Source organism: Paenibacillus sp. RUD330 (genome assembly GCF_002243345.2).
Lineage (GTDB): Bacteria > Bacillota > Bacilli > Paenibacillales > Paenibacillaceae > Paenibacillus_O.
Window position 1 is genome coordinate 4,351,515 of record NZ_CP022655.2, and the last position, 26,071, is coordinate 4,377,585.

Sequence of the window (26,071 nt, forward strand, 5' to 3'; positions counted from 1 at the left end):
GGCCGTTCGCGCAGAGAGGGAAAGACGGGATGGGTTCTGCTCATCCCTCTTTCCTGACAAGCAGAACGACCTCGCCGACCGGACAGTCGGCGGCCGTTCGCGCAGAGAAGGAAAGACGGGATGGGTTCTGCTCATCCCTCTTTCCTGACAAGCAGAACGACCTCGCCGACCGGACAGTCGGCGGCCGTTCGCGCAGAGAGGGAAAGACGGGATGGGCTCTGCTCATCCCAAGCGGATCGACCTCGCCGGCAATAGAGAAAAAGCGGCCGTCACCCGCTGAACGGGGACGGCCGCTTGATCCGATCCGATTGGCGCCGAATCGCTCCTATGCCGGATAAGCTAGAAAATAACGATGATATGCTCCGAACTGCTCTGGGCTCCCCGGTTGTCGGTCACGGTGAGCGTCACCTTGTAGATGCCGGCCTTGCTGTACTTATGGACGGCTTTGACTCCCGTTCCGCTCTTGCCGTCGCCGAAGCTCCAGCTGTAGCCGGCGATGCTTCCATCCGGATCGCTGGATGCGGATCCATTGAACGCAATGTCCTTGCTCTTCTGTCCGACGGATGGAGCGCTGATTTTTGCGCTAGGCGGACGGTTTGGTGTCGGCGTTGGTGTCGGCTTCGGTGTCGGCGTCGGTGTCGGCGTCGGCGTCGGTGTCGGCGCCGGAGCGCTGACATACAGCTTGCCCGGAGCCTCCGTTACGGCGGTGTTGCCTGCCGCATCCTTGGCCGCAAGGACGATGATGCCGCCCTGCAGCTGAAGAGCGGAAGAAGTCTGATAGCTTCCTGCATAATGGCCTGGCGACGTCTCCGTCAGCGGGAAGCCGCTGCGGGCCGGCGAGCTTGCCGCTGCGGGCAGCTCGATCGTGAACGAGGCCGTCAGTCCCGGGCTGCTGTCGAAAGCAATCGCGACCGATTGGCCGGACAGGATATGGACGTCCTGCGCAGGCTGGATATTCGTGATCTCCGGCAGCTTGCGGCTGACATAGACGCTGCGGACGACCGTACTCTCGTTGCCGGCCAGATCGGAGGCGGTGACCGTAATGGCATTCGCTCCTTCTTCGACCAGCAGCTTCTGCGTGAAGCTTCCGTCTGCTTTCGGCTGAACCTTCTGCCCGTTGACGGTGAGCTGCTTGAAGAACTCATCGGCCGCAGTGCCGGTTACCGTGACGGCCTCCGCGTTCGTCACGGCGCCTTCGGCAGGGGATGCCACGGCCAGGGCCGGAGGCGTCCGGTCCAGAATGACCGTCACCGGCTCCGAGCGGTCCGTCGCTTTGCCGCCGATCACCGCTTCCGCCGTCAGCACATTCGCTCCGGCATGGAGGGTGACGGGAACGCTGAACTTCTTGCCCGCTACCGTTCCCGTTCCGCTAAGCTGGCCGTCGTTGTAGACCCGGATCTCGGCGCCGTCGGCTGCCAATGTGCCGGACACGGCAAGCTCGGCATTATTCGTATACGTATCCGCTGCCGGAGCCGTAATGACAGGAGCGTTTACGGCATAGCGCACCTGCGCCCGGATCATGTAATTACCCTCCTCCACGGGAGACGGACTCCAGACGCCGCTGACCCGCTGCCAGCTGCGCAGCGCGTTTTTGCTGCTTTCGTCCGTGCCGAGCCCCGGAGAGCTGAGGCCTGCGTTGGATTGGATATAAACGATGTAGAAATCGCCCGTTACCGTAATAGGCTGCGCAAGCGTCACCGTCGTCCACTGATCGTTGCGCAGGGCGGTTCCGTCATAAGGGCCTGCCAAAAGCCGGCCCGGCGCTCCTGCGGAGCCCGATGCGTCGTATACGGCATACTTGAAAGCCGTTCCGCCCGGGCTCGGGAATTCCGTGTTCCAGAACCGGAGCGACGCTCCCGTCACTTGGGCGGCCCCGCCTTCCGGCGTGAAGCGCACCGCCCAGGCGTTGTTCGCGGCGTTGAACGCCCTGGCGTTCTCGGCCGTTCCGTCATCGTAGGCGATTTCGCCCGGGAATCCGATGAACGGCTTCAACGGGACGGCGATCTCCACCGCCTTGTTGCCCGGCACCGTGACCGAGACCGTTTTGCTGTAATAATCTCCGCTCTGCACGGAAAGGGTGTACGTTCCTTCCAGCAGGTCGAACGCAAAGGTACCGTCGGCTGCGGTGCGCACAGGCGCGACCGCAGCATCTTCCAGGACGGCGACAACGGCGCCGGAGATCGGCTCTCCGCTCCGCTCGTCGCGGACGACGCCATGGATTTGCCCGTGCGGGACCGCTTCCAGGCTGAAGCTGGCCTTGGCCGTCCCGCCGTCCGCAATCTCGACGGGCTTCGTTTGCGGATAGTAGCCGTACGCCTCGGCTTTCAGCGTGTAGCTTCCAGCCACATGGGAGAAGGAGAACTTGCCGGTGGCGGGATCCGTCTTGACCGAGCGCCCCGTCTCCAGCACGGTAACCGTCGCGCTCGCCGGAAGGCTCTGAATGCCGATGCTGCCTTGTTCGCTCTGCTGCTGAGCTTGAGGCTGCGCCTGCGGCTTGAAGCCGGCTTCGTCCGTATGGCCGACTTTCAGAAGCGGGCCTTGGACCGAGTTCTTCTGGCGGCCCGGAATCGCTGCTGCTTGGGCAGCGCCTTGCGTCTGCAAGGAGGCCGCCGCATCCAGAATGCGGAAGTCGTCCAGATACCAGCCCGCCTTGACGACGCTGCTGTCCGACTTGAGCCGGAACCGGATCTGCACGGTCGAGCCGGCGTAAGCATCCAGATTGTAGACGACCGGCGTCCACTGCTTGCCGGCGGTGTTGTCGGAGAAGCGCAGCAGCTCCGTCCAGGTGGCGCCTCCATCGCGCGAGGCTTCCACAAGGCCGAAATCATAGCGGCCCTCGATCTCGTACCATTGATTGAACGTCAGCGACGCATGGCCGGCCCCGGTCAGATCGATCGGCGGCGAAACGAGCGAGTAATCGGCGCTCGACTCATAGGTCGAATCCAGATCCGTGCCCCACACATTCGGAGACGAGGCTGCCGCCGACGGTCCCGGAGCCGTCGGAATGCCGCGTTCCCATTCGTCCTTCGTGCCGGAATGGGTCCAGCCGTTATCCGAATCCCCGTCGAAGTCATCCTCGTACAGGATGCCGGCCCTGCTGACCGACACGGTGATAGGATCGGATTTCGGACCGATATTGCCGCTGTAGTCCTGGGCCGCTACGGCATACGAATAGGTCGCTTGCGTCGCCGTCACCGTATCGGTGTAGGAAGCCGCCGGCGCGACGCCTATCCGCTCGAACGAAGCGCTTCCCTCCTCCGCGCGGTAGACCACGAATTGCTTGAGGTCCTCGTCGGCAGGCGGCGTCCATGTCAGACGGACATTGCCGAGCACGTCGGCTTCGCCGGCAAGCCCTGTCGGCGCTCCGGGAGCCTGGCTGTCCGGTCCGTCGATGGAGATGTCGTCGAGATACCAGCCGGCTTTGTTCTGGGTATTGTCGCTCGACAGATTGAAGGCGACCAGAACCTGCTGGCCTGCGTACGGAGCCAGGTCGATGTGCTGGGTTTTCCAGCCTCCGCTCGCTCCGGTGAAGGAAACGGCCGGCACGAATTCATTGTTCGTGCTTGCGGCGGAGATATAGACGGTTCCATTGTCATAGTTGGTCTCCAGGTCGTACCAGTGCTTGAAGCTCAGGACGGCGCCCTGCGGGCTGTCCGTCAGGTCGATCGGAGGAGCCAGCAGATAGGAGTTGGAATTGGAGGCATAGGTGCCCGTGAGATTGGTCGCGGCGACCTTCTGCCCCGAAGCGGCTTGGCCCGGTCCGCTGACCGGAACGCCCCATTGCCAAGGAAGGCCTTCGCCTCCGGTGGAGAAGCCCGTCCAGCCGCTCTCGAAGTCCTGCGCGTAGCCAGGCTTCACGCCGTCGCTGACTTCAACGGAGTAGACCGGAGATTGAATGCCGTTATTGCCGTAATCGTTGACCCGGATGTAATAGTCCAGTCCCGCTTTCGTCACGAGGAACGCCGGTATCGAAGCCGAGTAGATTCCGTCCTTGTAATCGCCCGACACTCTCTCGGCAGGAAGGTACACATACGTCTGGGTTCCTTTGGCCCGCGCGAATACTTCGACCGAGCTCACGCTCACATTGTCGTAGACATGGGCGGTGATCGGAACGTCGAAGCCGGTGAAGGCCGTCGTTACGGGCACATGCTCCAGTACGGGCTCCTCCAGGTCGTCCCCGCCGGTCACGACTTTGCCGGATACGGCACCGATGCCTTGAAGCACGGAGCCGACGGCGTCAAGCGCGTTGATGACGCCATGCCCGTAGCCGTTGTTGGGACTGTTCGGATAAGCGCTGTCCGTTCTCGGAGTCGCCGTATTCATGATGATGGACTCCAGCTGGTCGACCGTCAGGGAATGGTTCGCCTGCAGCAGCAGCGCGGCCAGAGCGGTCGTATGCGGTCCCGCCATGGACGTGCCGTTCCAGCCTCCTTCATATCCGCCCGGAATCGAGGAGCGGATGTTGACGCCCGGCGCGGACACCTCCGGCTTGATCTCGCCGTATGGAGACGGGCCCCGCAGCGAGAAGTCGGCCAGGTTGTCGGAGATGTCGGTCGCTCCTGTCGCGAACGATTCCGGATAATTCGCCGGATTGGCGACCGATCCCGGTCCGCCCGGGTTCGTCAGCGTCGTGTTGCCGGCCGAGAATTCGGGGAAGATGCCCGCGCTTCTCCATGCCTGCACGATCGGCCGGAACCACTCGTCGATGCCTGCGCCTCCGCCCCAGGAGTTGTTCACGACGTCCGGCGCAAGCTCCGGATGCAGATTGCCTTGCGCATCGACCGGAGCGAGCAGCCATTGGCCCCCGTCCAGAATGATGCTGTCGGTCGTCTCCGGATTGAAGATCCGGACCGCGATCCATTTCGCTCCCGGCGCGACGCCGATCTGGTTGGAGCCGTCCGCTTCCGAGCCGACCATCGTCCCCATCGTATGGGTTCCGTGGCCGTCGCCGTCCGCAGGCAGCTGCGCTCCGCTATGCGGATCGTACCAGCTCAGCTCCGGATGGACGACGGCGCCGGATGCGTCCAGGCCGCGCCATTTGCGCTGCAGGGCGGGGTGGGTATAATCCACGCCCGTATCGAGATTGGCGACGACGATGCCGGTCCCGTCGATGCCCTGGGCCCATACCTGCGGAGCGTTGATGTGGGCGATGTTCCACTCCACGCTGCCCGGCGCGGCAGCCGTCTTGGCTCCGCCCGCCGGCTGCGCCGCTGCTCCGGCGCCGGGCGCCGTCACGTCCGGCTTCACCTCGGTCTTCTGCAGATAACGGGTTTCGTCGGGAAGCACCTTGTCGACGCCCGGAAGTCTGGAGAGCTCCTCCATGACCTCCTTCGTGCTCGTGACCGCCAGCGCGTTGACGATGAAGTAGCTTTTGTAGCTCTTCACCTTTCCGCTCTTCTGCGCTTTCTCCAAGTAGTCGTCCAGCTCCGATTGGGTCTGCAGGGCGGTATCCCTAAGCGTGCTGACGACCGCGCTGCGGGCGGACAGCTTCGCCGCGGACAGCGTCGCCTTTTGCAGGGAAGCCTTCTGCAGCGCCTGCTTGGACACCGATGCCGTATCGACCTGGGCTTTCATTTTGACGAGATAAGTGACGTATTCCGACTGCCCGAACTGCTTGAGCAGCTTGCCGTCCACCTTGGCGGCCGCGGCTTTCTGAATGGATGAATTGCGGTCAAGCTTGTCCGAAGCTGCGGAGCCGGCCGCATGGATCGGCTCCAAAAACGAAAAGGCGAGCAGGACGGCCATCAGGACAGCCATCGGTCTCTTGCTTTTCTTTCTAAAATTCAAACTTAACCACTCCCTATACTTGGTTTAATGGGACCATCGTTTCTGCTGCCGCCGCCGGACGGCGGTCGAATTCATCACCCCCTTCAAAAGGATCGGATTGGCCCACCCTGCAGTGCCGCTGCAACGAGTAGGATGACAGCTGCGGGAGCCGATGACAGGAAGCAGCGCTGGAACGGGAGCGTCTGCGGGGAATGCGGGAGGGAGGCGGATCAAGGCCGGTTGCGGTGGCTGCGCGAGCGAAATGCGGATCTATCCGAATCATGCCGATTGGCAAGGAATCTTGTCTTGGAATAAAGCAAGTATAGTCTCGTATTTTCGGATTCACAATCGAAATTATTGGAATTTTCTTACTAAAATTAAAATTGATTCCCAAGTCCCTCTCCCTCTAGGAAATAGAACATAGGCTTCATTCGACAAGGCCGGGATCTCGGGCAAAGCCGAAGGCCGATATGCCCATCCTTCTTTCCGCGAGCGGCCAGGCAGGCATGCCTCCTTCGTCCCGGTCCTCTATCGCTCGCGCCCGGCGCAGAATTCGGGTACACTTTCGCTAGAGAGCATGCGGCTCATGATCGGAGACGGGGAAGGAGAATCGGCGGATGGAGAAGAGCTTTTACTATAAGGTCGTTCCCGCTTCCGAAGGAGGCGCGGAGATGCCGCTGGAGGTTTTGTTCGCAGGAGAGAGCCAGACGAAGCCCGGACATCGATTGGGGCCGAAGGTGCATGATTTCTATCTGCTTCATCATGTGCTGTCGGGAAAAGGGGAGTTTCTATGCCGCGGCGCCGTCCATCGGCTCGAAGCCGGCCAATCCTTCCTCATCGAGCCGGGGCAGCTGGTTTCTTATCAAGCCGATTCAGCCGATCCTTGGTGCTACCGCTGGATCGCCTTCCAGGGACCATGGGCGCCGCATGCCGCCGCGGCCGCCGGGTTCGACATCGCCTCTCCGACAGCGGATACGGGGCGCAGCAGCCGGCCGAGGCTTGCGCTCAAGCGGAGCATGCGCTACCTGCGGCAGCCTGCTGGAGCGCAGCTCGGCGCCGTCGCCTGCCTGCATGCCGTGCTGGCCGAGTTTGCCGCCGCGCGCGGCAGGGATGCGGGGCCGGAGCCCGGCGAAGGCTCCGACGACGGGGGCATCGCTTCCCAGATGATCCGGTATTTGTCCACTCAGTATGCGGAGCCGATCAGCATGGAAGGGATGGCGGAGTCGTTCGGCTACAGCCGGGCCTATCTGTCCCGGGTGTTCAAGCAGCATGCCGGCATGTCGCCGGTTTCGTTCCTCCTGCGGCTGCGCATCGACAAGGGGCGGCGCATGCTTCGAGAACGGCGGGATTTGACGGTCGAGCAGATCGCCTCGTCCGTCGGCTTGCAGGATGCCCTGTATTTCTCCAGGCAGTTCCGCCGTTTCCACGGCGAATCTCCGACCGATTACCGGGAGTCGGTCTGGCATTCCCTGCGTGAGCCTTGACCCGCAGCAAAATAAAACGGTCTGGACCGAAAAGGTCCAGACCGTTTTTTGGGGGGGATGGCAGGGCTTGCCTGCGCTCAGACCCATTCCAGCCGGAGAACGGCTTCCCTGCGTCCGGTCGCCGCGCCCATGTCGTTGACCATATCCTCGGGATAGGCTTCGCGGATCTTCCTGGCCGCTTCCGTCAGCTTCGCGGCGTCGAGGCCGCGAAGGCGGGCCGCCTCATCCGCCGCCTGCTCCAGCACGGAGGCGGCTATGACCGGCCATGCGCTCTCTCCGCCGTCCAGCACTTTGAACGCCACTCCGAGACCGGCTTCGGGAAGAGCCAGGGCGAACACTCCCTGCGCTCCGCTTTTGGCCACGATGCCCGAAGCGAGGAGGACGCTCGCCAGCCTGCCCTGCCCTTCGACCAGGTCGGGATAAGCAAGCATCGCGGCGGAGATCCGCCGGGCGGCGCAACGGAGCGGCTCATCCGCCCAGTCGTCGGGGGGACTCGCCAGCCGGGCATAGGCCAGCGCGAGCCTCTCCAGAGGAACGACGAACACAGGCAGGCCGCAGCCGTCGACGGCGCGTCCGATGGCGCTCTCGTCCAGATCCGTGAACAGGGCGATATGGCGGAGCAGCTCCCGCTGCAGCGGATGATCCATAGCCGTATATCCTTCCAGAGGCCAGCCGTTCATCCGGCAAAAGGCGAGCAGGCCGATATGCTTGCCGGAGCAGGTATGGTACAGCTTGCGCGGCGGCAGCTGCCTGCGCATGACCTCATCCCGTTCGTTCCGGCCGAGCGGATAATCGGGATGGAAAGCAAGCTGCTCCTCGCGGACGCCGGTCAGCTCCAGCATCTTTTCCAACAGCTCCACATGCCGCTCTCCTCCCCGATGCGATGCGGACATCAAGGCGATCGCGCCTTCAGGGAGCCCGTAATGCTCCATCAAGCCCGCCGCGATGCCTGCCGCGGCCTGCAGCGGCTTCGCCGTCGAGCGCATGAAGGAGACCGACCCGGCATCGCCTGCACATGCGGCCGGGTCGCCGGCCGCATGCCGCGCAGCCAGATGGCCGATATGGCTGTTCTCCTTCCAATTCCCTCTCGTCGTCATCGACAGCTCCACGCCGTCACGGAAAGCTTCGTTACGTTGTTCCATCCTCAGCATCCTTCCCGTCCCCCGCGGCCGGATTTGCCTGCCCGCGGGACGTTATCCTACCTTCATATTCCGCCGGCTATCCGCAGGTTCAAACCTTCCGGCTCCGGCAGCGTTCAACATGACGATTCATTATACCAGTCCGGGCGGGCCGTTCACCACTCCTTCCAAAGATACCCTCCCGCCGCAGCCAGCAATTAAGGTTTCAACGGACGTGCAGACGTTTATAAATTCAACAACAACCACTTGAAGGAGATGAACGGATATGGCAAACGAAACAACGGCAAAAAGCGGCGGAATGACAAAGGGACTTCTGATCGGCGGCGCGATCGGCGCGGCGGCGGCACTGCTGTTCGCACCGAAGGCAGGCAAGGAGCTCCGCTCCGATCTCGCCCGCAAATCTTCGGATGCGGCTGATTACGCCAAGCGTCAGGGAGCCATGCTCACCGAGCAGGCGAAGGGCGTCGCAAGCACGGCCGGAGAGAAGGCTTCCGCCCTCACCTCCAAGGTGCAGGAGCTGGCGGCCAAGGCCAAGGATGCGGCGCTGATCCAGCAGGATGCCATCAAGGAAACGGCCGCGACCGCGGTCGCAGAAACGAAGGACGCCGTGACGGACGTGAAGGACCATGCGCAGAAGGTCGCTTCGGAAACTGCTCGTCATATGGACAACATCAAAAGCGAAGCTTCCGACAACCATGACAAGGCGATGAAGGACACGCCTTCCATCACCAAATCCAACTCCAGCTTCAACAACTAAGGAGGCCGATGGCCATGAGCGGAGGCAGCCGGGAGGAATTTCCCCAGCCTGACGGCCAGGCCGGCAGCAAGCACCGGGATATCGAGGATGCGCGCAACGGCTCCATGGTTCAGGACGAGCAGGATATGAAGCGGCTCGGCAAGGACATGGAAAGGATGCGCACCAATTCCGAGCTTGAAGAGGATGGGCTCGTTCCCGATCCGGCCCAGGATTGATAGTCTCAAGCAGCGGCGCCGTCCATCATTGATGGACGGCGCCGCTTTTTGGCTTGCCCTCATGAATTCAGGGTGAACGCTCCATACTAAGCCGGGAGGTGCGCCACTATGAAAGACCATCACGCGGGAAATCTGTACTGGCCGCATACGCTCGCTGCCGTCCCTTCCTATCCCGCCCTTGAGGGCCATGCGAAGGTGCAGGCCGCCATCATCGGGGGCGGCATGTCCGGCGCGTTGTGCGGGCTTCTCTTTGCCAGGAGCGGCATCTCTTGCTGCGTGCTGGAAAGGGATTCCGTAGCCGGAGCAAGCAGCGCGGCCAATACCGGCCTGCTGCAGTTTTCCAACGACATCATGCTCTGCCGCCTGATGGAACAGATCGGCAAGCAGGATGCGGTACGCTTTTACCGCGCATGCAAGGATTCGGTGGAGCGCCTCGCCCTGGTGGCAGGCTCGCTTCCGGCGGACACCGGCTTCCGCCGCCGCAGCAGCCTCTACCTCGCTTCCACGGAAGAGGATCTTGCGGGCGTGCAGGCGGAGTACAAAGCCTTGCATGAAGCCGGCTTTTCCGTCGATTACTGGAGTCCCGAGGATATCCGGTCCCGCTTCCCCTTTTCCGGTCCCGGAGCAGTCGTGACCCGTGGCGATGCGGAAGTGAACCCTTTCCGCCTCGTCCATGCCCTTGCCGCAGAAGCGTGCGCGCACGGAGCGGCCGTCTATGAAGGGAGCGAGGTGGCGCGGCATGCGACCGGCTCCGATGGAGTCCATCGGCTGGAAACGGCAGCCGGAGCGATCGTCGACGCCGAGCATGTCGTCTACGCCGTCGGCTACGAGCCCGAAGAGCTGAGGGGAAAGCTCCTCAAAGCGGAAATCAACCGCTCCTTTGCCGGAGTCACGCCGGTGCAGCCATCGTTCTCCGCCTGGCACGAGCGCATGATGATCTGGGAGACGGCCCGCCCTTACCTGTACGTCCGCACGACTCCCGAGGGGAGAGTCGTCATCGGCGGCCTGGACGAGCCGGCGGCCGCTCCCGTCCATGACGAGCAGGAGCGCCTGCGCCGGATGGACAAGCTGTCCCGCCGCCTCGCCTCCATGTTTCCCATGCTGGACAGCACGCTCGAATACGAATGGAGCGCGGCTTTCGGAGAATCGCTGGACAATCTTCCTTTCATCGGCCGCGATCCTGCTTGGAGGAACGTCTACTACTGCCTCGGCTACGGGGGAAACGGAACCGTATACAGCATGATGGGGGCATGCATTCTCCGCGATCTCATCCTCGGCTCCGAGCATCCGCTGGCCGATCTTGTCGCCCTTGACCGTCCGGGCAGAATATGACGAAAGAAGCCTCCTTAGCCCGCGAACGGTCAAGGGAGGCTTCTTCTGCTTTTCTTTATTGCTGCGAGCTCGCCGCCGGAGTCTGGGCGGAGCCTGCAGGCTTCGCGGAGCTATCCGGGGTCGAGGTCACCTCGACATGCGGCTGTGTCTTGCGGATGAAGAACGCCAGCACCAGCGCGGCCGCGGATATCCAGGTCGCCACCAGGAAGGCGAGGTTGATGCCGTGGATCGTCGCTTCCTGAGTGATGTGCTGGATCGCTTTGGCGTTCGCCGCGTCTTTCGGATCAAGTCCGGCGGCGGTGATCATCTCGGCGCCCTTGCTCTTCGCGCTGCTGCTCATGATCGATACGAGCAGCGCCGTGCCGAGAGCTCCGGCAACGGTGCGCAAGGTGTTGGACATCGCCGTGCCGTACGCGATCATCCGCCTCGGGAGCTGGTTCAAGCCCGCGGTCATGATCGGCATCATGAGCATCGACATGCCGAACATCCGGGCGGTGTACAGCCAGATCAGATGTGTGTAGCTCATGTTGTCGGTCAGCCTGCTGAATTCGAACGTCGTCACGACCGTGATGGCAAGGCCGGTGACCGCCAGCCAGCGGGCTCCGACTTTATCGAAGATGATGCCGGTGACCGGACTCATGATGCCCATGAGGATCGCGCCGGGGAGCAGCAGCAGGCCCGCCTTCATCGGCGTGAAGCCCAGAATCTTCTGCAGGTACAGCGGAAGCAGGATCATCGCGGCGTACATGGCCATCGTCACGAGAATGTTGATGATGGTCGTCAGCGTGTACATATCGAATTTGAAGACGCGGAACTCCAGGATCGGGTTCTTGATGACGAGCTGGCGCCATACGAGCAGCACCAGGCTGACGCCCCCGATGATGAGCATCCAGAGGACGAGCTGGCTGTCCCAGCCTTTCGTGCCGGCTTCGCTGAAGCCGTACAGAAGGCCGCCGAAGCCGATTGTCGACAGAACGACGCCCCAGTAGTCAAGAACGGGCTTGGACTGCGGCAGCACGTTGCGCATGCGGAAAATGCCGAGAACCAGAGAAACGAGAGCGATCGGCAGGACGATGTAGAAGAGCACCGGCCAGCTGTAATGCTGGATGACCCATCCCGACAGCGTCGGGCCGACGGCAGGCGCGAAAATCATCGCGATGCCCATCATACCCATTGCCTGGCCCCTCTTCTCGACCGGGAAGATCGTCAGGAACACGACGTTCATGAGCGGCATCAGGATGCCGGCGCCGGCGGCCTGGATCAGGCGGCCCGTCAGCAGGACCGGGAACCCTCCCGCGACGGCGCAGACGACGGTGCCGATGCAGAACAGAACCATCGATAAAATAAACAGCAGCCTCGTCGAAAAACGGGCGACCAAGTAGGCGCTGAGCGGAACGAGGATGCCGTTGACGAGCATGAAGCCCGTCGTCAGCCACTGGGCCGTGTTCGTCGTGATGCCCAGATCCTCGGACATTTGCGGCAGGGCGACATTGATCAGCGTCTGGTTGAGCAGGGACACAAAAGCTCCTATAATCAATGCAGCTACCAGGGGAGCTCTTTTGAATCCGGCTGCTCCTCCAGCGGCGGTTGGACTTGCGGTACTCATACGGTTTTCACCACTCTCGCTTTCTCTCTATATCCAGGCTATGTCCCGGAAATTAACTCATTGAATTAAATTTTACTTCTAAAACGTTTGGAGCGTCAAACCGGCTGAGCCGCCGCCTACCGGACTATTGTCCGCAAAAGAGGCCTCCTGCTTCCGTTTAGGCTCGTTTTTGACCCCGCACAGCATCTGAAGGGCTGTTTCTTCTATATAAATGCGAATCGGATCGAACGCAAAAAAGCCGCCCGCAGGCGGCTGCATCGCATTCATAGGGCTCTTTAGGTCAGGATCGTCGTGGCGCCATTGGAACGGAAGATCGTCTCGGCTCCGGCCAGCGTATCCTGGGAAGGACCATCCGCCTCGTAGACGCTGTCCGACCCGTCCTTGCGATCGGCGATCAATACGATTCCGCCTTCGGCGACGGCGTCTCTCGCCTTCTCGGCCAGACCGTCGCTCAGCCCAAGCTCCTTGAAGATCGACTCGAACGGCGAATCTCCGCCGATGACATCGTCGGCAAGCACGTATCCTCCGGCAAAAAACGGCGCTCCGCCGCTGGAAATGGTATTGCCGCCGAACGGCGCGGCGCCGACGACAAAGCCCGTTCGATCCAGCGGGTAAGCTCCCGAGTCGTTGCGGCGTGCTTCCTTGATGTCCTGCAGCTCGTCGGCATGGACATCGGTATCGGATTCGATGAAGCGGATCGAGTCTCGGTCGCGTCCGAGAACCTTGATCTCTTCCGGCGCGAATCCTCCACTGCGGAGCGCCTGAACCGCCTTGACGGCATTTTCCTGATTGTCGAAAACAGCGATCGTCTTGCTCATTCTGACTTCCTCCTTCAATTCGGAATTTCAACACCTGTTCTCACTATTCCCCCGCGGTGTCCGTCCCATGCGGACCCCGCCGGGTCATGGCGCATACCGGTTCAGAACATGGGGATGATATAGCGGATCAAGAAGTACAGCACTCCGAAGAAAATGATGATGTAGGCGGCGTATTTGATGAATGTGGCCGCCACCATGCTGGAGTCCGATTTATGCTCGACATGCCGCTCTTCGACCTGTACGTTGCGGTTATCCATGTGCGGTTCCTCCCTTCGCTTGCGATTTCGCTTAGGGATCATTACCCATGCCCCTGGAAGGAAAAACCGCCGCTGGAAAGAATATATTTCAGGATGAACCGGTTCAAAGCTGTTTCAGACATCCACGGACAGGTTAATTGTCCTGTATGAGCATTTAATGAAATCATTTTTGTCATGACACTTAATCAGGAGAGGGATCTATGAACCAGAACGAGAAGTTCCAACTGCGCACCGAAACTCAGGAAGGACGCTGCATCGTCTACCTGAGCGGAGAGCTTGACCTTGACTCCGCGTCCCAGCTCAGAGCCGCCATGGCTCCCCTTATGGAGCTGACCGACCGCGAGCTCATCCTTAACCTGAGCGACCTTAAATATATCGACAGTACGGGAATCGGCATCTTCGTCTCCGTGCTCAAGGCCCGTCATGCCAAGAACGCACCCTTCGAGGTCGAAGCCATTCCTCCGGGTATCCGCAAGCTGTTCGACATGACCGGAATCACTCCTTTTTTGACCAAATCCTAAGAATTCCGCCTGCGCCGAGAAAGGACCGAAAAAAGATATGAATCCTGCAGAAGAAAGAATTGTTCTACGCCTCCCGGCGAGATCCGAATATCTGGATCTGATTCGTCTTACCTTGTACGGAGTCGCGACCAAAGTCGGCTTCACATATGAAGAAATCGAAGATATGAAGGTCGCCGTATCCGAAGCCTGCAACAACGCTGTGCTCTATGCTTACGCGGGGCATGCGGACTCGGACGGAGTTGGCGAAATGGAGATCCGTTTCGTCCGCACCCCCGATGCGCTGTCGATCATCGTCAAGGACGAAGGAGCCAGCTTCGATGCCGCTTCCGTCGCTCAGAAGGCTGAACCTCTGCATGGCAAGTCCATCCATGATATTCAGGCGGGAGGACTCGGCCTCTACCTGATGCAGGCGCTTATGGATGAGGTTGAAGTGCGCAGCGAGATCGGGACGGAGGTCGTTCTTACCAAACGTCTGGTAAAAAGTGGGGAATTGGCATGACCATGAACCCGGCTAGCCAATCGCCGCAAGCGGGCACGGCCTTGATTTTGGAATATCAAAGCAATCCCAACAACGATACGGCTACGCTGCTTATCACCCATTACGAACCGATGGTCAAGATGGCAGCCGGCAAAATCGCGCGGAATCGGCCCGATCTATACGAAGACTTGTATCAGGTAGGCCAGATGGCCCTGCTCCGATTGTTCGCCCAGTTCGACGCTTCGATGGGGGTGCAGTTCGAGCCCTATGCCATGAAAAGCATCATCGGCCATATGAAGAACTATCTGAGGGACAAGTCCTGGTATATTCAGGTTCCGCGCCGGATCAAGGAAAAAGGGATTGCCGTCCAGCAGGCTATCGACGAGCTGACCATACGCCTGGAGCGGTCTCCCCGTGTAGAAGAGATCGCGGAGCGGATGGAGCTTACGACCGAGGAGACGCTGGAAATACTCGGCGGCCGCGACTTGTACCATTATATTTCACTCGATACCCCGATATCGGAGGACGAGAGCACGACGACGCTCGGCGAGCTGATCGGCTCGCAGGCGGACGACTTCGACTCCGTCGACAAGAAGATGGATCTGCAGGCCGCTCTCCAGCAGCTGAAGCCCGAGGAGCAGCAGGTGCTGATGCTCGCGTTCGAGGAAGGCATTCCGCAGCGTCTCATCGCCGATCGCCTTGGCGTCTCCCAGATGAGCATCTCGCGCATTCAGAGGAGAGCCATCGACAAGCTCAAGCGGCTCCTGTCGGAAGACGGTCAAGCCTATGACGAAGCCTGATCCGCGCCTCGTGTTCTCATATCGTCTTTCACTGGCCGCATCCGGCTTGCCGGATGCGGTTTTTTCATCTTGCCCGGAGTCCGGTTGTAAGCCGCACCTCTTCGGGGTATGATGTTGAAGATCGATTCATCATGGAAGGAGGCGCGCCGATGATTCACCGCATGCTCCGTTATGCGACAGGCTGGGAATGGCATATCATTCAGGAGCAGCGGGATTCCGCCGCGTCGGGAAGCACGGATGAAGCGCCTCCTCCTCCTCTCGGAAGCCGCAAGTCGCGAACAGCTGCGCCCCCTTCCGGCCCCTCGGCCGCAGCGGAGGCTGCGGCGGAGGCTGCGGCGGAGGCTGCGGCCGAGGAAGGCCGAGCCGAGCAGACGGCCAGGCTGTGCGGAGAGCTTCCTTTTTGCAGCCCGTGGATCCGGGAAGCCTCGGAGCGCCGCCACAACCTCGTCTCGTACACGGAGGAGAGCGGCGGCGTCTCCATCCTCTCCGGCACGCTGATGATCCAGCTGTCGGAGCAAGGGCGCGACACCCGCCCCCTCCACTTCTGGCTGCAGAAATCGCGCCTCGTCACCTGGCATGAGGATCTGCGTCTGCCGCTGCGGCTGCAGACATCCGCCTGGTCCGATTCGCTGGAGCGCTGCGCCACCGCTCCCGAAGGCTTCGCGGTGCTGCTGAGCGCCGCGCTCGAGGTGTTCCACAGCGGCCTCGACGAATTCGAGCGGCGGCTGACCGGACTCGAGAATGCGGTGCATAACCGCAACCGGACCGCATTGCTGCCCGTCATCTTCGAGCGTCGCCATGACCTGCTTCACTGGAATCATCTGTTCCTCCCCGTCCGCGAAGTGCATGACGCCGCCAAGGAAGCGTTCATGGATGGAATCGTGCAGTCGGCCTCCTTCCAGCGGCTCAGCTACAAGCTGGAGCGGATCGACTCGCTGCTGACCCATTACACGTCGGAGATGGACACGCTGATCGCCATGGACGATGCGATCGCGAACTTCCGCGGCAACGACATCATGAAGACGCTGACCATCTTCACCGCCCTGTTCGTTCCGTCCACCATCGCGGGAACCTTGTGGGGCGTGAACTTTCTCCATCTGCCCGGCAGAAATTCCGAGTGGGGCTTCATCATCATGTGCGCCGCCGTCGTCGCCGTGACTTGCGCCCTCTATGCCTGGCTCTGGCACAAAGGCTGGACCGGCGATCTGCTCACCGACCGCCCTTCGGCTCCTTCTGGCGATTCCTCGGCTTTGCCGAATTCCAGATCGGCCGCACGGGCTCCCGAGCGCCGCCGACGCCGCAAGTCCCGGAAGGCGCCTTCCGCGGGCGGGCGAAGCCGGCGGCCTTATCCGGGGTCTCCATCCGAAGAAGAATAAACCTCTTTGCGCGATGCAAAGCGTTTATTCTTTTTTTGATTCCCGGTGAACGTTTCGCCGCCGGCAGGCGACAAATATTAAACTGCCGACAACAAATAAGCCGATGCGGGCCAAAAAACGCCGGAGGATCAGGATGGAACGAAGATGACGGATTCAAGCAAGCTCGCTGCGGACACTCCTCTCGGCAGCCGGGAAGCTCTCGCACGCAAGGGCAATCCGGATGCGCTGGCTTCGCTGCTTCACGAGCATTATCCCTTTTTGAAAAAATACTTGATCAAGCTTACGCTGAGCCTGCCTCATGCCGAGGATCTCGCTCAGGAAACGGCCATCCGCGCCATCGAAGGCATCAGGAGCTATCGGGCGGAAGCAAAGTTCACGACCTGGCTGCTGCAGATAGCGACCCATGCGTTTCTCGACGACAGGCGCAAGCAGGACCGGAGGATCCGCTGGCTGAGGGCGTATCGGGATTCCGAAAGGCTGCGATTGCAGCAATCCTGTCCCGGCTTGTCCATCGAGCTGCTCGAGGCGCTGGAGGCTCTGTCGGCGGAACATCGCGCCGCGGTGCTGCTCAAGCATTATTACGGCTATTCGTACGAAGAAATCGGAACGATGTCAGGCGTATCGCCGGGGACGGCCAAGTCGCGCGTCCATCACGGCCTCGCCCGCCTGCGGAAGGAGCTGGAAGTCCATGAAGGAATCTGATGGGAAGGAAGCGGCGGACGACATGTCGGCGGATGTCGAAGCGAGGCTTGTCCGCGAGCTGCGGCAGATGGACCGGGAGCTGCCGGAGGAAGGGAATCCCGGACTGAGCGAGCTGGAGGGGCTTGTACGGACCGTCCAGGCGAGACAGCGCCAGGCTTTGCTCCGCGATCTCCTCCTGTTTTGGGGCGTCGCCGCCCTCGTGCTGGGGGCTGTATTCTGCGCGGCTGCGTTCGCGCTCGTCCCTTATCTCGCCGCCCAGCTCCTCGTTACCGTCGGAGCGGCTGCCGCTTGCGTGCTCAAGCTTGCTTCCGGAAGAAAGGCGACCGCCCATGAGCAGGAATAACCCATCCATCAGCGATGTTTCGATCTATGTCTGGATTCTCCTCTTCGCCTTGCTGCTGGCCCAGAGCACCTGGCTGTTCATCGATGCGGGGCGCCGGGGCCGCAACCGCTGGTTTTGGGGAATCTGGGGTCTTCTTCATTTCCCTACTCCCCTTCTCGTCTACTTCGTCTGGTACAAGTGGATCAAGAAACGCTGAACGGGATGCCAAAAAGGCTGCAAGCTCGCCATCCGCGGATGACAGGCTCGCAGCCTTTTTCAGTTGAAGCCATGAGCCGTCAGCTGATCTGAATCCGGACCAGACAGCAGTCATCGGGCCGGTCCAGTCCTTCTTCTCCGCCCACCAGCTCCTGCAGCGATCCGGTATGGCGCACCGCGCCGGCCAGATGGTCCAGCAGCGTATCCAGCCGGCTCTCTTCCGGGCCGGTGACGAGCTCGAGCAGGCCGTCGGTGAACAGCAGCAGCTGATCGCCCGGCTGCAGCTTCAGGACATGCTTGGTGAAGGAGACATCCTCGAACATTCCGACCGCCATGCCTCCGCCGGACAGCCTTTCCTGCGGAAGGGAGGCATCACAGCGGACCAGGATGCCCGGCGGGTGGCCCGCATTGACATACTCGACGGTGCCGCTGGCCAGGTCCACGACAAGATAGAGAGCCGTGAAGTAATACTGGATGAGCTGATCGGCGAACTGCAGCTGCAGCGCCCGCCGGTTGAGCTCCTCCATGACGCTGACCGGCTCCACCCTCGTCACCATCGCGTCCCGCAGGACGGAAGCGATGAACATGCAGACGAGAGAGGAGGAGATCCCGTGGCCCATCGCATCGATGACGGCGATGCCGTAGCGGTTCTCATCGATCCGGTTCCACGCATAGAGGTCGCCGGAGAGCTCCTCGGACGGCTGATAGAGCGCGTCGATCCGGATGCCGCTTTCCTCCAGGCGGGCAGGCAATGCGGCCGACTGCACTTCCTTCGCGAGCTGAAGCTCCTCCCGGATGCGCCTGTCGCGCTCCTTATGCCAATCCTTCTCCTGCTTGAGCCGCAGCGCCACGCGGATCCGGGCGAGCAGCTCGATCCGGTTGATCGGCTTGGTGACGTAATCGATCGCTCCGGCATCGAGCGCCTCGGCCAGCTTCTTGGAGTCCCCCATGGCCGTGACCATGATGACCGGAATATCCCGCAGCCGCTCCGATGCCTGAATGGCCAGACATGCCGCAATGCCGTCGATGCGGGGCATCATCATATCCAGAAGGATCAGATCGACGCCAGGATCAGGCGCGCCTTCGCGCATCTCTTCCCCGGTCTCGGACAAGCCGAGAATCGAGAACAGCTCCATGCCCGAGGAGGCTGCCCGGATATCCCGGTATCCGGCCCGCTTGAGCATTTCCTGAACGACCGTTATATTCATCGCGTTGTCGTCTACTACTACTATGCGCATGTTAATGTAATCTCCCCGGAAATCATGGCAAAAGCAGGAAGGTTTGTCCCCCTGCCGCCTTTTTTCTGTCCTAATGGTAGCCCATGTAGCCGATAAAGTCCAGTTGCGGAAGCCTTCCGCCGGCCAGCCGCTTGCCTACGCCTTGCTCTTGCCTGCACGAAGCAGACGCGCCGCTTGAATCCCTACATCCAGCCAGCCTACCCATGCCGGAGAAGAAGAAGTTTCATCCGCAAGAACGGGAACCTTGGACGGGCGTTCTCCCGTCGCCGGCGTGCCGGACCGCAGCGGGACCGCCGTTCCGGCATAAGCGGCAGCCGCGCCGTCAAGAGATTTCTCGGATGCGGCCGCCGCGCTTGCCGCGCCTTCCTCCAGCTGAGCATGGACGGCCGACTCATGCGCCTTGCGGCGCAGCTTGTTTGTCCAGCCGGAGGAGAACTCCCGCGCGGCCGACGCCACTTCATGCACCGTCTTGCCGACCTCGCGAACCGAAGCCATCAACGGATCGACGGCATCGATCTGGTGGTTGACCTGATTGGTCAGATCCTTGACGCTCACGACGAGGGCATCCACATCGCCCTTCCATTCCTTGACGGCCCCTTGCACCTCGCGGATCGCTCCGCTTGCCGCTTCCAGCGAATGCTGGGCTTTGCGCAGCGTCTGAACCAGAAATCCGACGAGAACGGCGATCGAAAGGGCGATAATCAGTACGCTGATCTCCAAGATCATGCTCATTTCATTTCCTCCTTGGCGGTCATGCGACTGCCCGCTTGATTTTTACGTCTTTACCCGTCAGGCAGCCGATCCAATCAATCCGTTTTCTTCCTCTCTCCTATCCGCGGCGGCCTCCTTCCCTTCCCTCTATGAAGAAAATATCCATTCTGGCCTCCAGGCGTATGCCGCGCCACCCGCCCTGCTCTCTCGCCATATCGCGTACTAGATGTAGGAAAATTTAGGCTTGCCCTCTGTTGTTTCGACCCCTGCAGGCTCGGTTAATACTGCTACAACAGCGGACGGCACAGTCGTCCGGCGGGTTTGACAGAAGGGCAGGCATCCAGTCCTGGCCGGCTGTCGAATCCGTAAACTAACCTATGAAGGGTACGGTGAATCCCATGTTAAGATGGGCAGTTATTTTCCTTATCATCGCCATCGTGGCGGCAATCTTCGGTTTCGGCGGCATCGTCGGCGCAGCGGCAGGCATCGCCAAGGTCCTCTTCTTCATCTTCCTGATCCTGTTTGTCATCTCGCTCATTACGGGCCGGAGAACAACCCCTTAACGGGGCAGCGCGAACGGCATAAGCAGCAGCAAGCCGGAGCCCGTCCGATCCCGGACGAGCCTACGCTGGAAAGCTTTCGCTTCCTTCGGGAAGCGGAGGCTTTTTTTGCGTGCCGGAGCAAGGATTTCTATTGAAGGAATCCGAACTGGGGTAAGACTGCTGTAGAAGCAGCAGCCTATCAGAAGGAGGAGATGAACGGTGAATCTCGCAACCGCGCAGCAAATGCGGCGCCTGGAAGAAAAAGCGATGGAGGGAGGCCACCTGACGGCGGCGGCACTGATGGAGAACGCCGGGCGCGCATTGGCCGAGGCGGTATGCCGATTCGTTCTCGGGCATGACCTTGAAGGGCCGTATGCGCGGCTCTTGCCGGGAAGCCCGGACATAGGCGGCGGCTCCAGCCGCCGGCCGGGGGACCATACGATGAGCCGGCGCCTCAGCGGAGAGGCGCAGCCATGGGCCGTCCTGACGGGCAAGGGCCGCAACGGCGGCGACGGCTTGGCGGCAGCCAGGCATCTGGCGCTTCTCGGCTTGCCGGTGCGCATCGTCTACTCTGCTCCTCCCGAGCAGCTGGACGAGGAAGCCGTCCGCCAGCGCCGGCTGCTGCACAAGCTTCCGGCTGCCCTGCAGCCGGACGAACGGGTGTACGAGCCGGGCGCCATCGAATGGAACGGGTTCGGAGGCATCGTGGATGCCCTGCTCGGTACCGGTACGGTCTCCGGCCCGCTCCGCGAGCCCGTCGCCTCGCTGATCCGCGAAGCGAACGGCAGCGGCTTGCCGATCGTCTCAGCCGATCTGCCGAGCGGCGTCGAGCCGGATACAGGCGCCGTGTCGGATCCATGCATCCAGGCTTCGGCTACCGTCGCCTTCGGCCTCGCCAAGATCGGCCTTGCTCAATATCCAGGCGCCGGAATGGCCGGCTCCGTCCTCGTCGCTCCGATCGGCGCCGCTCTCGATCCTGCGGCCTTGGACTTGCCGTCCGTCCATATGCTGTCGGAGCCTGTGCTGCGCAATGTGCTGGGGGAGGAGCCCGATGACCGGCGCGAGGGCGACAGCAACAAAGGGACGTACGGCCATGTGCTGACCGCGGCCGGAAGCAGGCTCATGAGCGGGGCCGGCTTGCTCTGCGCCGCCGCAGCCCTGCGTGCGGGAGCCGGACTCGTCACATGGGCGCTGCCGGACCGCATGGCGGAAGCCGTCATCGGCCTTCGGCCGGAGCTGATGCTGGCGTCACTGGAGGATGGCGGCAGCGGCGGCTGGCAGGATGTCGATCCCGATGCGCTCGCTTCCGCAGCGGCGGAGATGGACTCGCTCGTCATCGGCCCCGGCCTCGGCAAGCTTCCTTCCGGCTGGCTGCGCCGGCTGTGGCAAGCTCTGCCGGAATCGCTGCCGATCGTGCTGGATGCCGATGCGCTGAACCATCTCGCCGCAGAAAAGGACTTCGCTTCCTGGCCCCGCCGCCAGGGCGGCGCCGTCCTCACCCCGCATCCCGGCGAGATGGCCCGGCTGACCGGATGGTCTACGCAAGAAGTGCAGCGAAGCCGCATCGAAGCAGCCGGGCGATATGCGTTCGAGCACGGAGTCACGCTTGTGCTGAAGGGAGTCCGCACCGTCATCGCGGCTCCGGACGGCACTTGCTTCGTGAATCCGACCGGCAATGCCGGCATGGCGACCGGCGGCACCGGCGACGTGCTCGCAGGCATCATCGGCAGTCTTCTCGCCCAAGGGAAGAGCCCGGCAGCCGCGGCCGCTCTAGGGGTCTGGCGCCATGGTGCGGCGGGAGACCGCGCCGCAGCCGCGCGCCGATCCCCGGCATCCCTGATCGCCGGAGATCTGATCGAGCATCTGTAGGCCTGCAGAAGAATTGGGATTCTTGCCAGGCTTCGATTCCGGGGCAGCCTGCCTTCGCTTATTCTCCGCTCACAAGCCCCGTCCATAGGCGCATATCCTTGACCGTCTGCATATACTGCATACACAAGCATACAGCGGCAAAGGAGTTGGAAGCGTGAGCAGAGAGGTCAAACTGAGCAGCGCCTCCCCGGAGATGGATCCACGCACCGCCCTGTTCCTCGCGGCGATGTGCGGGCAGACTTATATGCAGCTCCAAGGCATGGGAACGATCCGGCTCCCGGAGGAATACGAGCTAGTCGGCACGTTTCAGGCCGGAGGCTTGAACGGGTATTCCCAGCCGTTCGGATTCGTCGCAAAGTCTGCCCGCGCTTCCATTCTCGCTTTCCGCGGCACCAGTTCCACCTTGGAATGGGTCACCGATTTCATGGCCGATCAAGTGGACTTCGATCTCATCCCGGAGGGCGGGGCTACTCATCGCGGATTCACGGAGCTGTACCGCAGCGCCAGGCCGCAAGTCATGGAGCTGCTGCGGCAAGTTCCGGCCGGCAATCCGCTGTTCGTGACCGGACACAGCCTCGGCGGCGCGCTGGCCACCCTGGCAGCGGTCGATCTCGCGGAGAACGGCGATTTCTCCGCTCCCGTCGTGTATACGTTCGCGGCGCCCAGAGTCGGCAATCCGGTATTCGTCGCCGCTTACAACAAGGCGGTTCCGCAAAGCTTCCGCATCGCCAACAAGGAGGATATCGTCGTCCATCTGCCTCCGCTCGTCTATCAGGATCCGCGGACCAAGACGATCTATTACTACTCGCATGTCCGCCATCCCAGCGAGCTTGATTTCAAGGGCGGCGGCATATCGGGGAACCATGTGCTGAGCAGCTACTTCCGCGCGCTCGCGGTGGAGGAGCCCGAATTCGTCGACGCCATGTGCATGGATCCGATCGGCTGGTGTCCTTCTCCGAGCCTGCCGGGCGAAGGCGGGAAATAGTCCCGCTAAGGGGCGGATCTCCCCGCCCGTCGGAAAAGCAGAGATGCGGAGCGGCCGATCCATAGCCGCGATGCAGTCGCAAGTCAGCCCGTTCTCCGGTACAATAGAAAAGCGAGCGGCCGTCTCCGGCCGCCTTTTTTCGATCGGAGGAATGAATGCGTCATGTCCAAGCCTGACCACCCCGTCTCCGCTCCGGAGCCGGCTATCGGAGGCCGCCTCCGGGAGCTGCGGCTTGTTCGCGAATGGACGCAGCAGCAGCTGGCCGATATGCTCGGAATCGCCAAATCGACCGTTTCCCAATACGAGAACAACGTGAACGAACCGGATCTGCGTATGCTTGCCCGTCTCTGCAGGCTGTTCGGGGTCCCGTCGGACGACCTGCTCGGACTGCAGGCGGCAGCCGGCTCCTTCTCCGCCGGGTTCCGGGGGCTGACTGCCGATGAAGGAGCCTTCCTGCAAGCAAGCCTGGAGGCTTACCGCATGGCCTTGAAAATGAAAGACGGCAAGCCGCAACGCAGGCCATCGACGTAAGCCGGCTGGAGCCTTGCCGGGCAATAGCCGGCAGGCATTACGCCAGCGGCCGTCTCATAGCCAGATGAGAATCGCCGGGAGCCTTGCATCCCCTACATCCAGCCGCTTCGGAGCTGGTGGCGCTGTTCGCTCCCCTCTTCATATGCCTAAGAAGCCAAAAAAACCGTCCGGAGAACCTGAACCGGACGGTTTTTTACGATTGGATCAAACCTTGGATGAACCTGAATCCAGCTTTGCTCATCCTTTCACAGCTCGATCAGCCGACAGCTCGATCAGCCGACAGCTCGATCAGCCGACAGCTCGATCAGCCGACAGCTCGATCAGCCTTTGACAGCCGGCATCGGCTGGAACATCATCGTGATCGGCAGGTTGCTGCCGGATGCGATCATATAGACAAGCTCCACCGTTTCCTGAGAATTACCGGAACGGTAGATGACGGCCGCTTCGTTCTGGTCTTTCAGCTGGTCATTGTTCGTTACGGGAACAAGCTGCCCGTTGACGAGGAAGCCTCCCGCATACAGTCCTCCCCTCGGATTGAGGGAGACGATCGTTCGTGGAGCCAGCGTAACCTTCATTTTGTACAGCACGCCGAAATTGCCGACATTGTACTGCAGCGTTCCGGTCGTGTTGTCATAGCCGTCCAGATAAGGATCAAGAACGTTGTCGCCGAGCACGACGCGCTCAGACTTGGTGCCAAGGACGCCGTCGATCTGGATGTCGCGCGTCGTATTGTTGAAGGAGCCCCGCGTGTGGATTCCGTCAGCCGGCATCAGGTCCATGGAATCCAGGTTCTGCAGCGGATCCTTGCCGTCCGCGACAACGACGACGCGGAAGCGCAGCGTCTGGTCGGCGGCGACATCCGCGTAGGCCGAGTACACCATTCCCGGCTTGATCGCCGACTCCGAGATTTGCGGCAGCACTTTGACGGACTGCCCAGGCCTTACCTGTGTCGTCACCGCTGCGCCATTGGCCTGCAGCGCACTCAAGTAACGCACGGTGGAAAGCTTGCCGGTGCGGATCTCGGACGGATCCGGTCCTCCGGTGCCGACCGCTCCGACGCTGAAGCTCGCCGGCATGTTGCCTTCATTCGTCACGACGAGGTACATGCGGACATTGTAGCTGAGCGTATTTTTGTTGTGGAAGAGGAAGCGGATATTTCCGGAGAACTGGTCGTCGTACGCGATCCCCTCCTGCTTCCACAGCTCCGGACTGTTGCTGCGGATCATCCGCGACGGCTCCGACTGAAAATCATAAGACAACGTCGGAATGCTGAGCACGGCCCCGCCGTCCACCTTGTACTTCTCTCCTACAGGGGTATACAGCATGCCGAACTCGGTCTCATTGTAGAGCTCTTCGTCCGTTATGGTGATCGTCTTGCTTACCGTCGAGGTGAGGCCTTGCGTATCCGTCACGCTCAGCGTGATCGTTTTTTCTCCCGGCTCGAAATAGCCCAGCTGGCGGCCGGTCCATTTCGTCTTGGCCGGATCGATCGCGTTGTTGTCGTCCGTGCTGAGATCCGTGAACTGAACCTGCTCGCCTTGACGGTAGACCGTCTTGTCGGTCGAGAAGTCCGCCACCGGCGGCATGTTCACCGGAAGGACCTGCACCGTGACCGAGTAAGGGTCGCTCCAAGCGCCGGCGGAATCCTGGACCCGCCTTGTGACTGTATACGTTCCCGCCGCGGCGAAGACATCCTGGCGTCCGGTCCATTCCTCGTTTTGCATCGGCAAGCCTGCCGGAGAGGAATACTGGTCCGCATACTGCACGGCATCGCCCGCATACAGCGGCTGCGGCGTCACCTGGAACGCGGCGCTGGGCGTCGACTGCTGCCAGGTCAGCGTGACCGTCTTGCCGGAGAAGGCGATCTTGCTCTCGGATATGAGCGCCCAGGTGCGGATCGGAATCATGAGCGAGCCTTTCAAGGAGTAGGCGGGCGCTTCTCCCGTCCATTTCGTCCCGTTGACGAGGATATCCTTCGTGTTCATCTTGAACCGGATCTCGCCCTTGGCGCTGATCGCGATGGATTCCTTCGTCTTGGCATCGTACGAGACCTGATAGCCGTACAGCTTGGCGAGCGAGCTGAAGGCGGCATAGGAGTAGTCCTTGCTGATCGTAAGCGGCTGCACCGCGTTGTAGGGAGCGCCGTTGATCATCATTTTGGTGCTGTTTTTGGTCAGAACGAGCGTCTGGGCTCCGTCCAGAGGGTTGGCATTCGCGCTGCCGCCGTACACAGGAAGCAATAACAAGGAAAGCATGAGCAGCCATTTCATCGGTTTCATGGATCGGGTCTCCTTTGATTCTAATCGGTAAAAAAAGGCCGAGTCGCTTATCGCACTTAGAATAAAACGCAGGTCCGATGGAAATGTTGCGAAATTTGGGATATTTATCAATGGCTGCATGCAAAAC

At 61.4% G+C, this 26,071-nt stretch carries 22 protein-coding genes and 2 pseudogenes; 16 read left to right on the top strand and 8 right to left on the bottom strand.

Features of this window, described 5'->3' with window-relative positions; genetic code table 11:
- Positions 1–339: 339 nt before the first annotated feature.
- Positions 340–5,757, bottom strand: a complete 5,418-nt coding sequence (locus CIC07_RS20000; protein WP_076353554.1) for a S8 family serine peptidase — start codon at positions 5,755–5,757, stop codon at positions 340–342.
- A 626-nt stretch (positions 5,758–6,383) separates the two neighbouring features.
- Here CIC07_RS20000 and CIC07_RS20005 point away from each other — a divergent pair.
- On the top strand, positions 6,384–7,250 hold the full coding sequence (locus CIC07_RS20005) for an AraC family transcriptional regulator (RefSeq protein ID WP_076353552.1): 867 nt from the start codon (positions 6,384–6,386) through the stop codon (positions 7,248–7,250).
- Positions 7,251–7,327: 77 nt separating this feature from the next.
- Here the strand turns inward: CIC07_RS20005 and CIC07_RS20010 are convergent, their stop codons facing one another.
- Positions 7,328–8,392 carry an asparaginase gene (locus CIC07_RS20010; protein ID WP_157741950.1) on the bottom strand — a complete coding sequence of 355 codons (1,065 nt, stop codon included), beginning with the start codon at positions 8,390–8,392 and terminating at the stop codon, positions 7,328–7,330.
- Between the two features lie 262 nt (positions 8,393–8,654).
- Here CIC07_RS20010 and CIC07_RS25890 point away from each other — a divergent pair.
- The 4 genes and pseudogenes from CIC07_RS25890 to CIC07_RS20025 all read left to right on the top strand — a co-directional run.
- Positions 8,655–8,780, top strand: a pseudogene (locus tag CIC07_RS25890) (YtxH domain-containing protein); the annotation flags it as partial.
- Positions 8,754–9,146, top strand: a pseudogene (locus CIC07_RS20015) (hypothetical protein); the annotation flags it as partial. The pseudogenes CIC07_RS25890 and CIC07_RS20015, both read left to right, overlap by 27 nt.
- Positions 9,147–9,160: 14 nt before the next feature.
- Positions 9,161–9,361 (top strand): hypothetical protein, encoded by a 201-nt coding sequence (locus CIC07_RS20020; protein WP_094248202.1) that lies wholly within the window; start codon positions 9,161–9,163, stop codon positions 9,359–9,361.
- Between the two features lie 108 nt (positions 9,362–9,469).
- Positions 9,470–10,693 carry an NAD(P)/FAD-dependent oxidoreductase gene (locus tag CIC07_RS20025; protein ID WP_076353546.1) on the top strand — a complete coding sequence of 408 codons (1,224 nt, stop codon included), beginning with the start codon at positions 9,470–9,472 and terminating at the stop codon, positions 10,691–10,693.
- 55 nt (positions 10,694–10,748) lie between these two features.
- Here the strand turns inward: CIC07_RS20025 and CIC07_RS20030 are convergent, their stop codons facing one another.
- From CIC07_RS20030 to CIC07_RS20040, 3 genes are all read right to left on the bottom strand, one after another.
- Positions 10,749–12,299: a DHA2 family efflux MFS transporter permease subunit gene (locus tag CIC07_RS20030; RefSeq protein ID WP_076353544.1), complete on the bottom strand. Its 1,551-nt coding sequence runs from the start codon at positions 12,297–12,299 to the stop codon at positions 10,749–10,751.
- A gap of 275 nt (positions 12,300–12,574) precedes the next feature.
- Positions 12,575–13,117 (bottom strand): general stress protein, encoded by a 543-nt coding sequence (locus CIC07_RS20035; protein ID WP_076353540.1) that lies wholly within the window; start codon positions 13,115–13,117, stop codon positions 12,575–12,577.
- 101 nt (positions 13,118–13,218) lie between these two features.
- The gene (locus CIC07_RS20040) at positions 13,219–13,374 is read right to left on the bottom strand and encodes a hypothetical protein (RefSeq protein WP_021880240.1); all 156 of its coding nucleotides are present in this window, start codon (positions 13,372–13,374) and stop codon (positions 13,219–13,221) included.
- A gap of 200 nt (positions 13,375–13,574) precedes the next feature.
- On the opposite strand from CIC07_RS20040, the gene CIC07_RS20045 reads away from it, so the two are divergent.
- The 7 genes from CIC07_RS20045 (at position 13,575) to CIC07_RS20075 (ending at position 17,790) form a co-directional block, all read left to right on the top strand.
- Entirely contained in the window at positions 13,575–13,895 is a 321-nt protein-coding gene (locus CIC07_RS20045) for an STAS domain-containing protein (protein ID WP_021880239.1), read from the top strand.
- A gap of 37 nt (positions 13,896–13,932) precedes the next feature.
- On the top strand, positions 13,933–14,394 hold the full coding sequence (gene rsbW, locus CIC07_RS20050) for an anti-sigma B factor RsbW (RefSeq protein WP_076353538.1): 462 nt from the start codon (positions 13,933–13,935) through the stop codon (positions 14,392–14,394).
- Entirely contained in the window at positions 14,391–15,173 is a 783-nt protein-coding gene (locus tag CIC07_RS20055; protein WP_094248204.1) for a sigma-70 family RNA polymerase sigma factor, read from the top strand. The genes rsbW and CIC07_RS20055 overlap by 4 nt, the downstream gene beginning before the upstream one ends.
- 149 nt (positions 15,174–15,322) lie before the next feature.
- Positions 15,323–16,549, top strand: coding sequence for a magnesium transporter CorA family protein (locus CIC07_RS20060; RefSeq protein ID WP_076353536.1), 1,227 nt, complete (start codon positions 15,323–15,325; stop codon positions 16,547–16,549).
- Positions 16,550–16,693: 144 nt separating this feature from the next.
- On the top strand, positions 16,694–17,251 hold the full coding sequence (locus tag CIC07_RS20065) for a sigma-70 family RNA polymerase sigma factor (protein ID WP_076353534.1): 558 nt from the start codon (positions 16,694–16,696) through the stop codon (positions 17,249–17,251).
- Complete coding sequence (locus CIC07_RS20070; protein WP_076353532.1) at positions 17,238–17,594, top strand: YxlC family protein; 357 nt, start codon at positions 17,238–17,240, stop codon at positions 17,592–17,594. The genes CIC07_RS20065 and CIC07_RS20070 overlap by 14 nt, the downstream gene beginning before the upstream one ends.
- Positions 17,581–17,790, top strand: a complete 210-nt coding sequence (locus tag CIC07_RS20075; protein ID WP_076353530.1) for a hypothetical protein — start codon at positions 17,581–17,583, stop codon at positions 17,788–17,790. Before CIC07_RS20070 ends, CIC07_RS20075 begins: the two co-directional genes overlap by 14 nt.
- A 79-nt stretch (positions 17,791–17,869) precedes the next feature.
- Here CIC07_RS20075 and CIC07_RS20080 read toward each other — a convergent pair whose 3' ends face one another.
- The gene (locus CIC07_RS20080; RefSeq protein WP_076353528.1) at positions 17,870–19,027 is read right to left on the bottom strand and encodes a PP2C family protein-serine/threonine phosphatase; all 1,158 of its coding nucleotides are present in this window, start codon (positions 19,025–19,027) and stop codon (positions 17,870–17,872) included.
- 135 nt (positions 19,028–19,162) lie between these two features.
- The gene (locus CIC07_RS20085) at positions 19,163–19,759 is read right to left on the bottom strand and encodes a DUF948 domain-containing protein (protein ID WP_076353526.1); all 597 of its coding nucleotides are present in this window, start codon (positions 19,757–19,759) and stop codon (positions 19,163–19,165) included.
- 377 nt (positions 19,760–20,136) lie between these two features.
- Here CIC07_RS20085 and CIC07_RS20090 point away from each other — a divergent pair, with 377 nt between their 5' ends.
- The 4 genes from CIC07_RS20090 (at position 20,137) to CIC07_RS20105 (ending at position 23,665) form a co-directional block, all read left to right on the top strand.
- On the top strand, positions 20,137–20,301 hold the full coding sequence (locus CIC07_RS20090) for a DUF1328 domain-containing protein (RefSeq protein ID WP_048746322.1): 165 nt from the start codon (positions 20,137–20,139) through the stop codon (positions 20,299–20,301).
- 198 nt (positions 20,302–20,499) lie between these two features.
- Positions 20,500–22,149, top strand: a complete 1,650-nt coding sequence (locus tag CIC07_RS20095; RefSeq protein WP_076353524.1) for a bifunctional ADP-dependent NAD(P)H-hydrate dehydratase/NAD(P)H-hydrate epimerase — start codon at positions 20,500–20,502, stop codon at positions 22,147–22,149.
- A gap of 154 nt (positions 22,150–22,303) precedes the next feature.
- Positions 22,304–23,134 (top strand): lipase family protein, encoded by an 831-nt coding sequence (locus CIC07_RS20100; protein WP_234992855.1) that lies wholly within the window; start codon positions 22,304–22,306, stop codon positions 23,132–23,134.
- A 162-nt stretch (positions 23,135–23,296) separates the two neighbouring features.
- The gene (locus CIC07_RS20105) at positions 23,297–23,665 is read left to right on the top strand and encodes a helix-turn-helix domain-containing protein (protein WP_094248205.1); all 369 of its coding nucleotides are present in this window, start codon (positions 23,297–23,299) and stop codon (positions 23,663–23,665) included.
- 320 nt (positions 23,666–23,985) lie between these two features.
- Here CIC07_RS20105 and CIC07_RS20110 read toward each other — a convergent pair whose 3' ends face one another.
- Complete coding sequence (locus CIC07_RS20110; RefSeq protein ID WP_076353520.1) at positions 23,986–25,944, bottom strand: stalk domain-containing protein; 1,959 nt, start codon at positions 25,942–25,944, stop codon at positions 23,986–23,988.
- Positions 25,945–26,071: the final 127 nt, after the last annotated feature.

Coding starts and splice junctions, on each gene's coding strand:
- CIC07_RS20030 (WP_076353544.1), bottom strand. CDS start 12,299: ATGAGTACCGCAAGTCCAACCGCCGCTGGAGGAGCAGCCGGATTCAAA.
- CIC07_RS20055 (WP_094248204.1), top strand. CDS start 14,391: ATGACCATGAACCCGGCTAGCCAATCGCCGCAAGCGGGCACGGCCTTG.
- rsbW (WP_076353538.1), top strand. CDS start 13,933: ATGAATCCTGCAGAAGAAAGAATTGTTCTACGCCTCCCGGCGAGATCC.
- CIC07_RS20110 (WP_076353520.1), bottom strand. CDS start 25,944: ATGAAACCGATGAAATGGCTGCTCATGCTTTCCTTGTTATTGCTTCCT.
- CIC07_RS20010 (WP_157741950.1), bottom strand. CDS start 8,392: ATGGAACAACGTAACGAAGCTTTCCGTGACGGCGTGGAGCTGTCGATG.
- CIC07_RS20080 (WP_076353528.1), bottom strand. CDS start 19,027: ATGCGCATAGTAGTAGTAGACGACAACGCGATGAATATAACGGTCGTT.
- CIC07_RS20045 (WP_021880239.1), top strand. CDS start 13,575: ATGAACCAGAACGAGAAGTTCCAACTGCGCACCGAAACTCAGGAAGGA.
- CIC07_RS20040 (WP_021880240.1), bottom strand. CDS start 13,374: ATGGATAACCGCAACGTACAGGTCGAAGAGCGGCATGTCGAGCATAAA.
- CIC07_RS20025 (WP_076353546.1), top strand. CDS start 9,470: ATGAAAGACCATCACGCGGGAAATCTGTACTGGCCGCATACGCTCGCT.
- CIC07_RS20000 (WP_076353554.1), bottom strand. CDS start 5,757: ATGGCTGTCCTGATGGCCGTCCTGCTCGCCTTTTCGTTTTTGGAGCCG.
- CIC07_RS20020 (WP_094248202.1), top strand. CDS start 9,161: ATGAGCGGAGGCAGCCGGGAGGAATTTCCCCAGCCTGACGGCCAGGCC.
- CIC07_RS20070 (WP_076353532.1), top strand. CDS start 17,238: ATGAAGGAATCTGATGGGAAGGAAGCGGCGGACGACATGTCGGCGGAT.
- CIC07_RS20085 (WP_076353526.1), bottom strand. CDS start 19,759: ATGAGCATGATCTTGGAGATCAGCGTACTGATTATCGCCCTTTCGATC.
- CIC07_RS20035 (WP_076353540.1), bottom strand. CDS start 13,117: ATGAGCAAGACGATCGCTGTTTTCGACAATCAGGAAAATGCCGTCAAG.
- CIC07_RS20090 (WP_048746322.1), top strand. CDS start 20,137: ATGTTAAGATGGGCAGTTATTTTCCTTATCATCGCCATCGTGGCGGCA.
- CIC07_RS20060 (WP_076353536.1), top strand. CDS start 15,323: ATGATTCACCGCATGCTCCGTTATGCGACAGGCTGGGAATGGCATATC.
- CIC07_RS20005 (WP_076353552.1), top strand. CDS start 6,384: ATGGAGAAGAGCTTTTACTATAAGGTCGTTCCCGCTTCCGAAGGAGGC.
- CIC07_RS20075 (WP_076353530.1), top strand. CDS start 17,581: ATGAGCAGGAATAACCCATCCATCAGCGATGTTTCGATCTATGTCTGG.
- CIC07_RS20065 (WP_076353534.1), top strand. CDS start 16,694: ATGACGGATTCAAGCAAGCTCGCTGCGGACACTCCTCTCGGCAGCCGG.
- CIC07_RS20105 (WP_094248205.1), top strand. CDS start 23,297: ATGTCCAAGCCTGACCACCCCGTCTCCGCTCCGGAGCCGGCTATCGGA.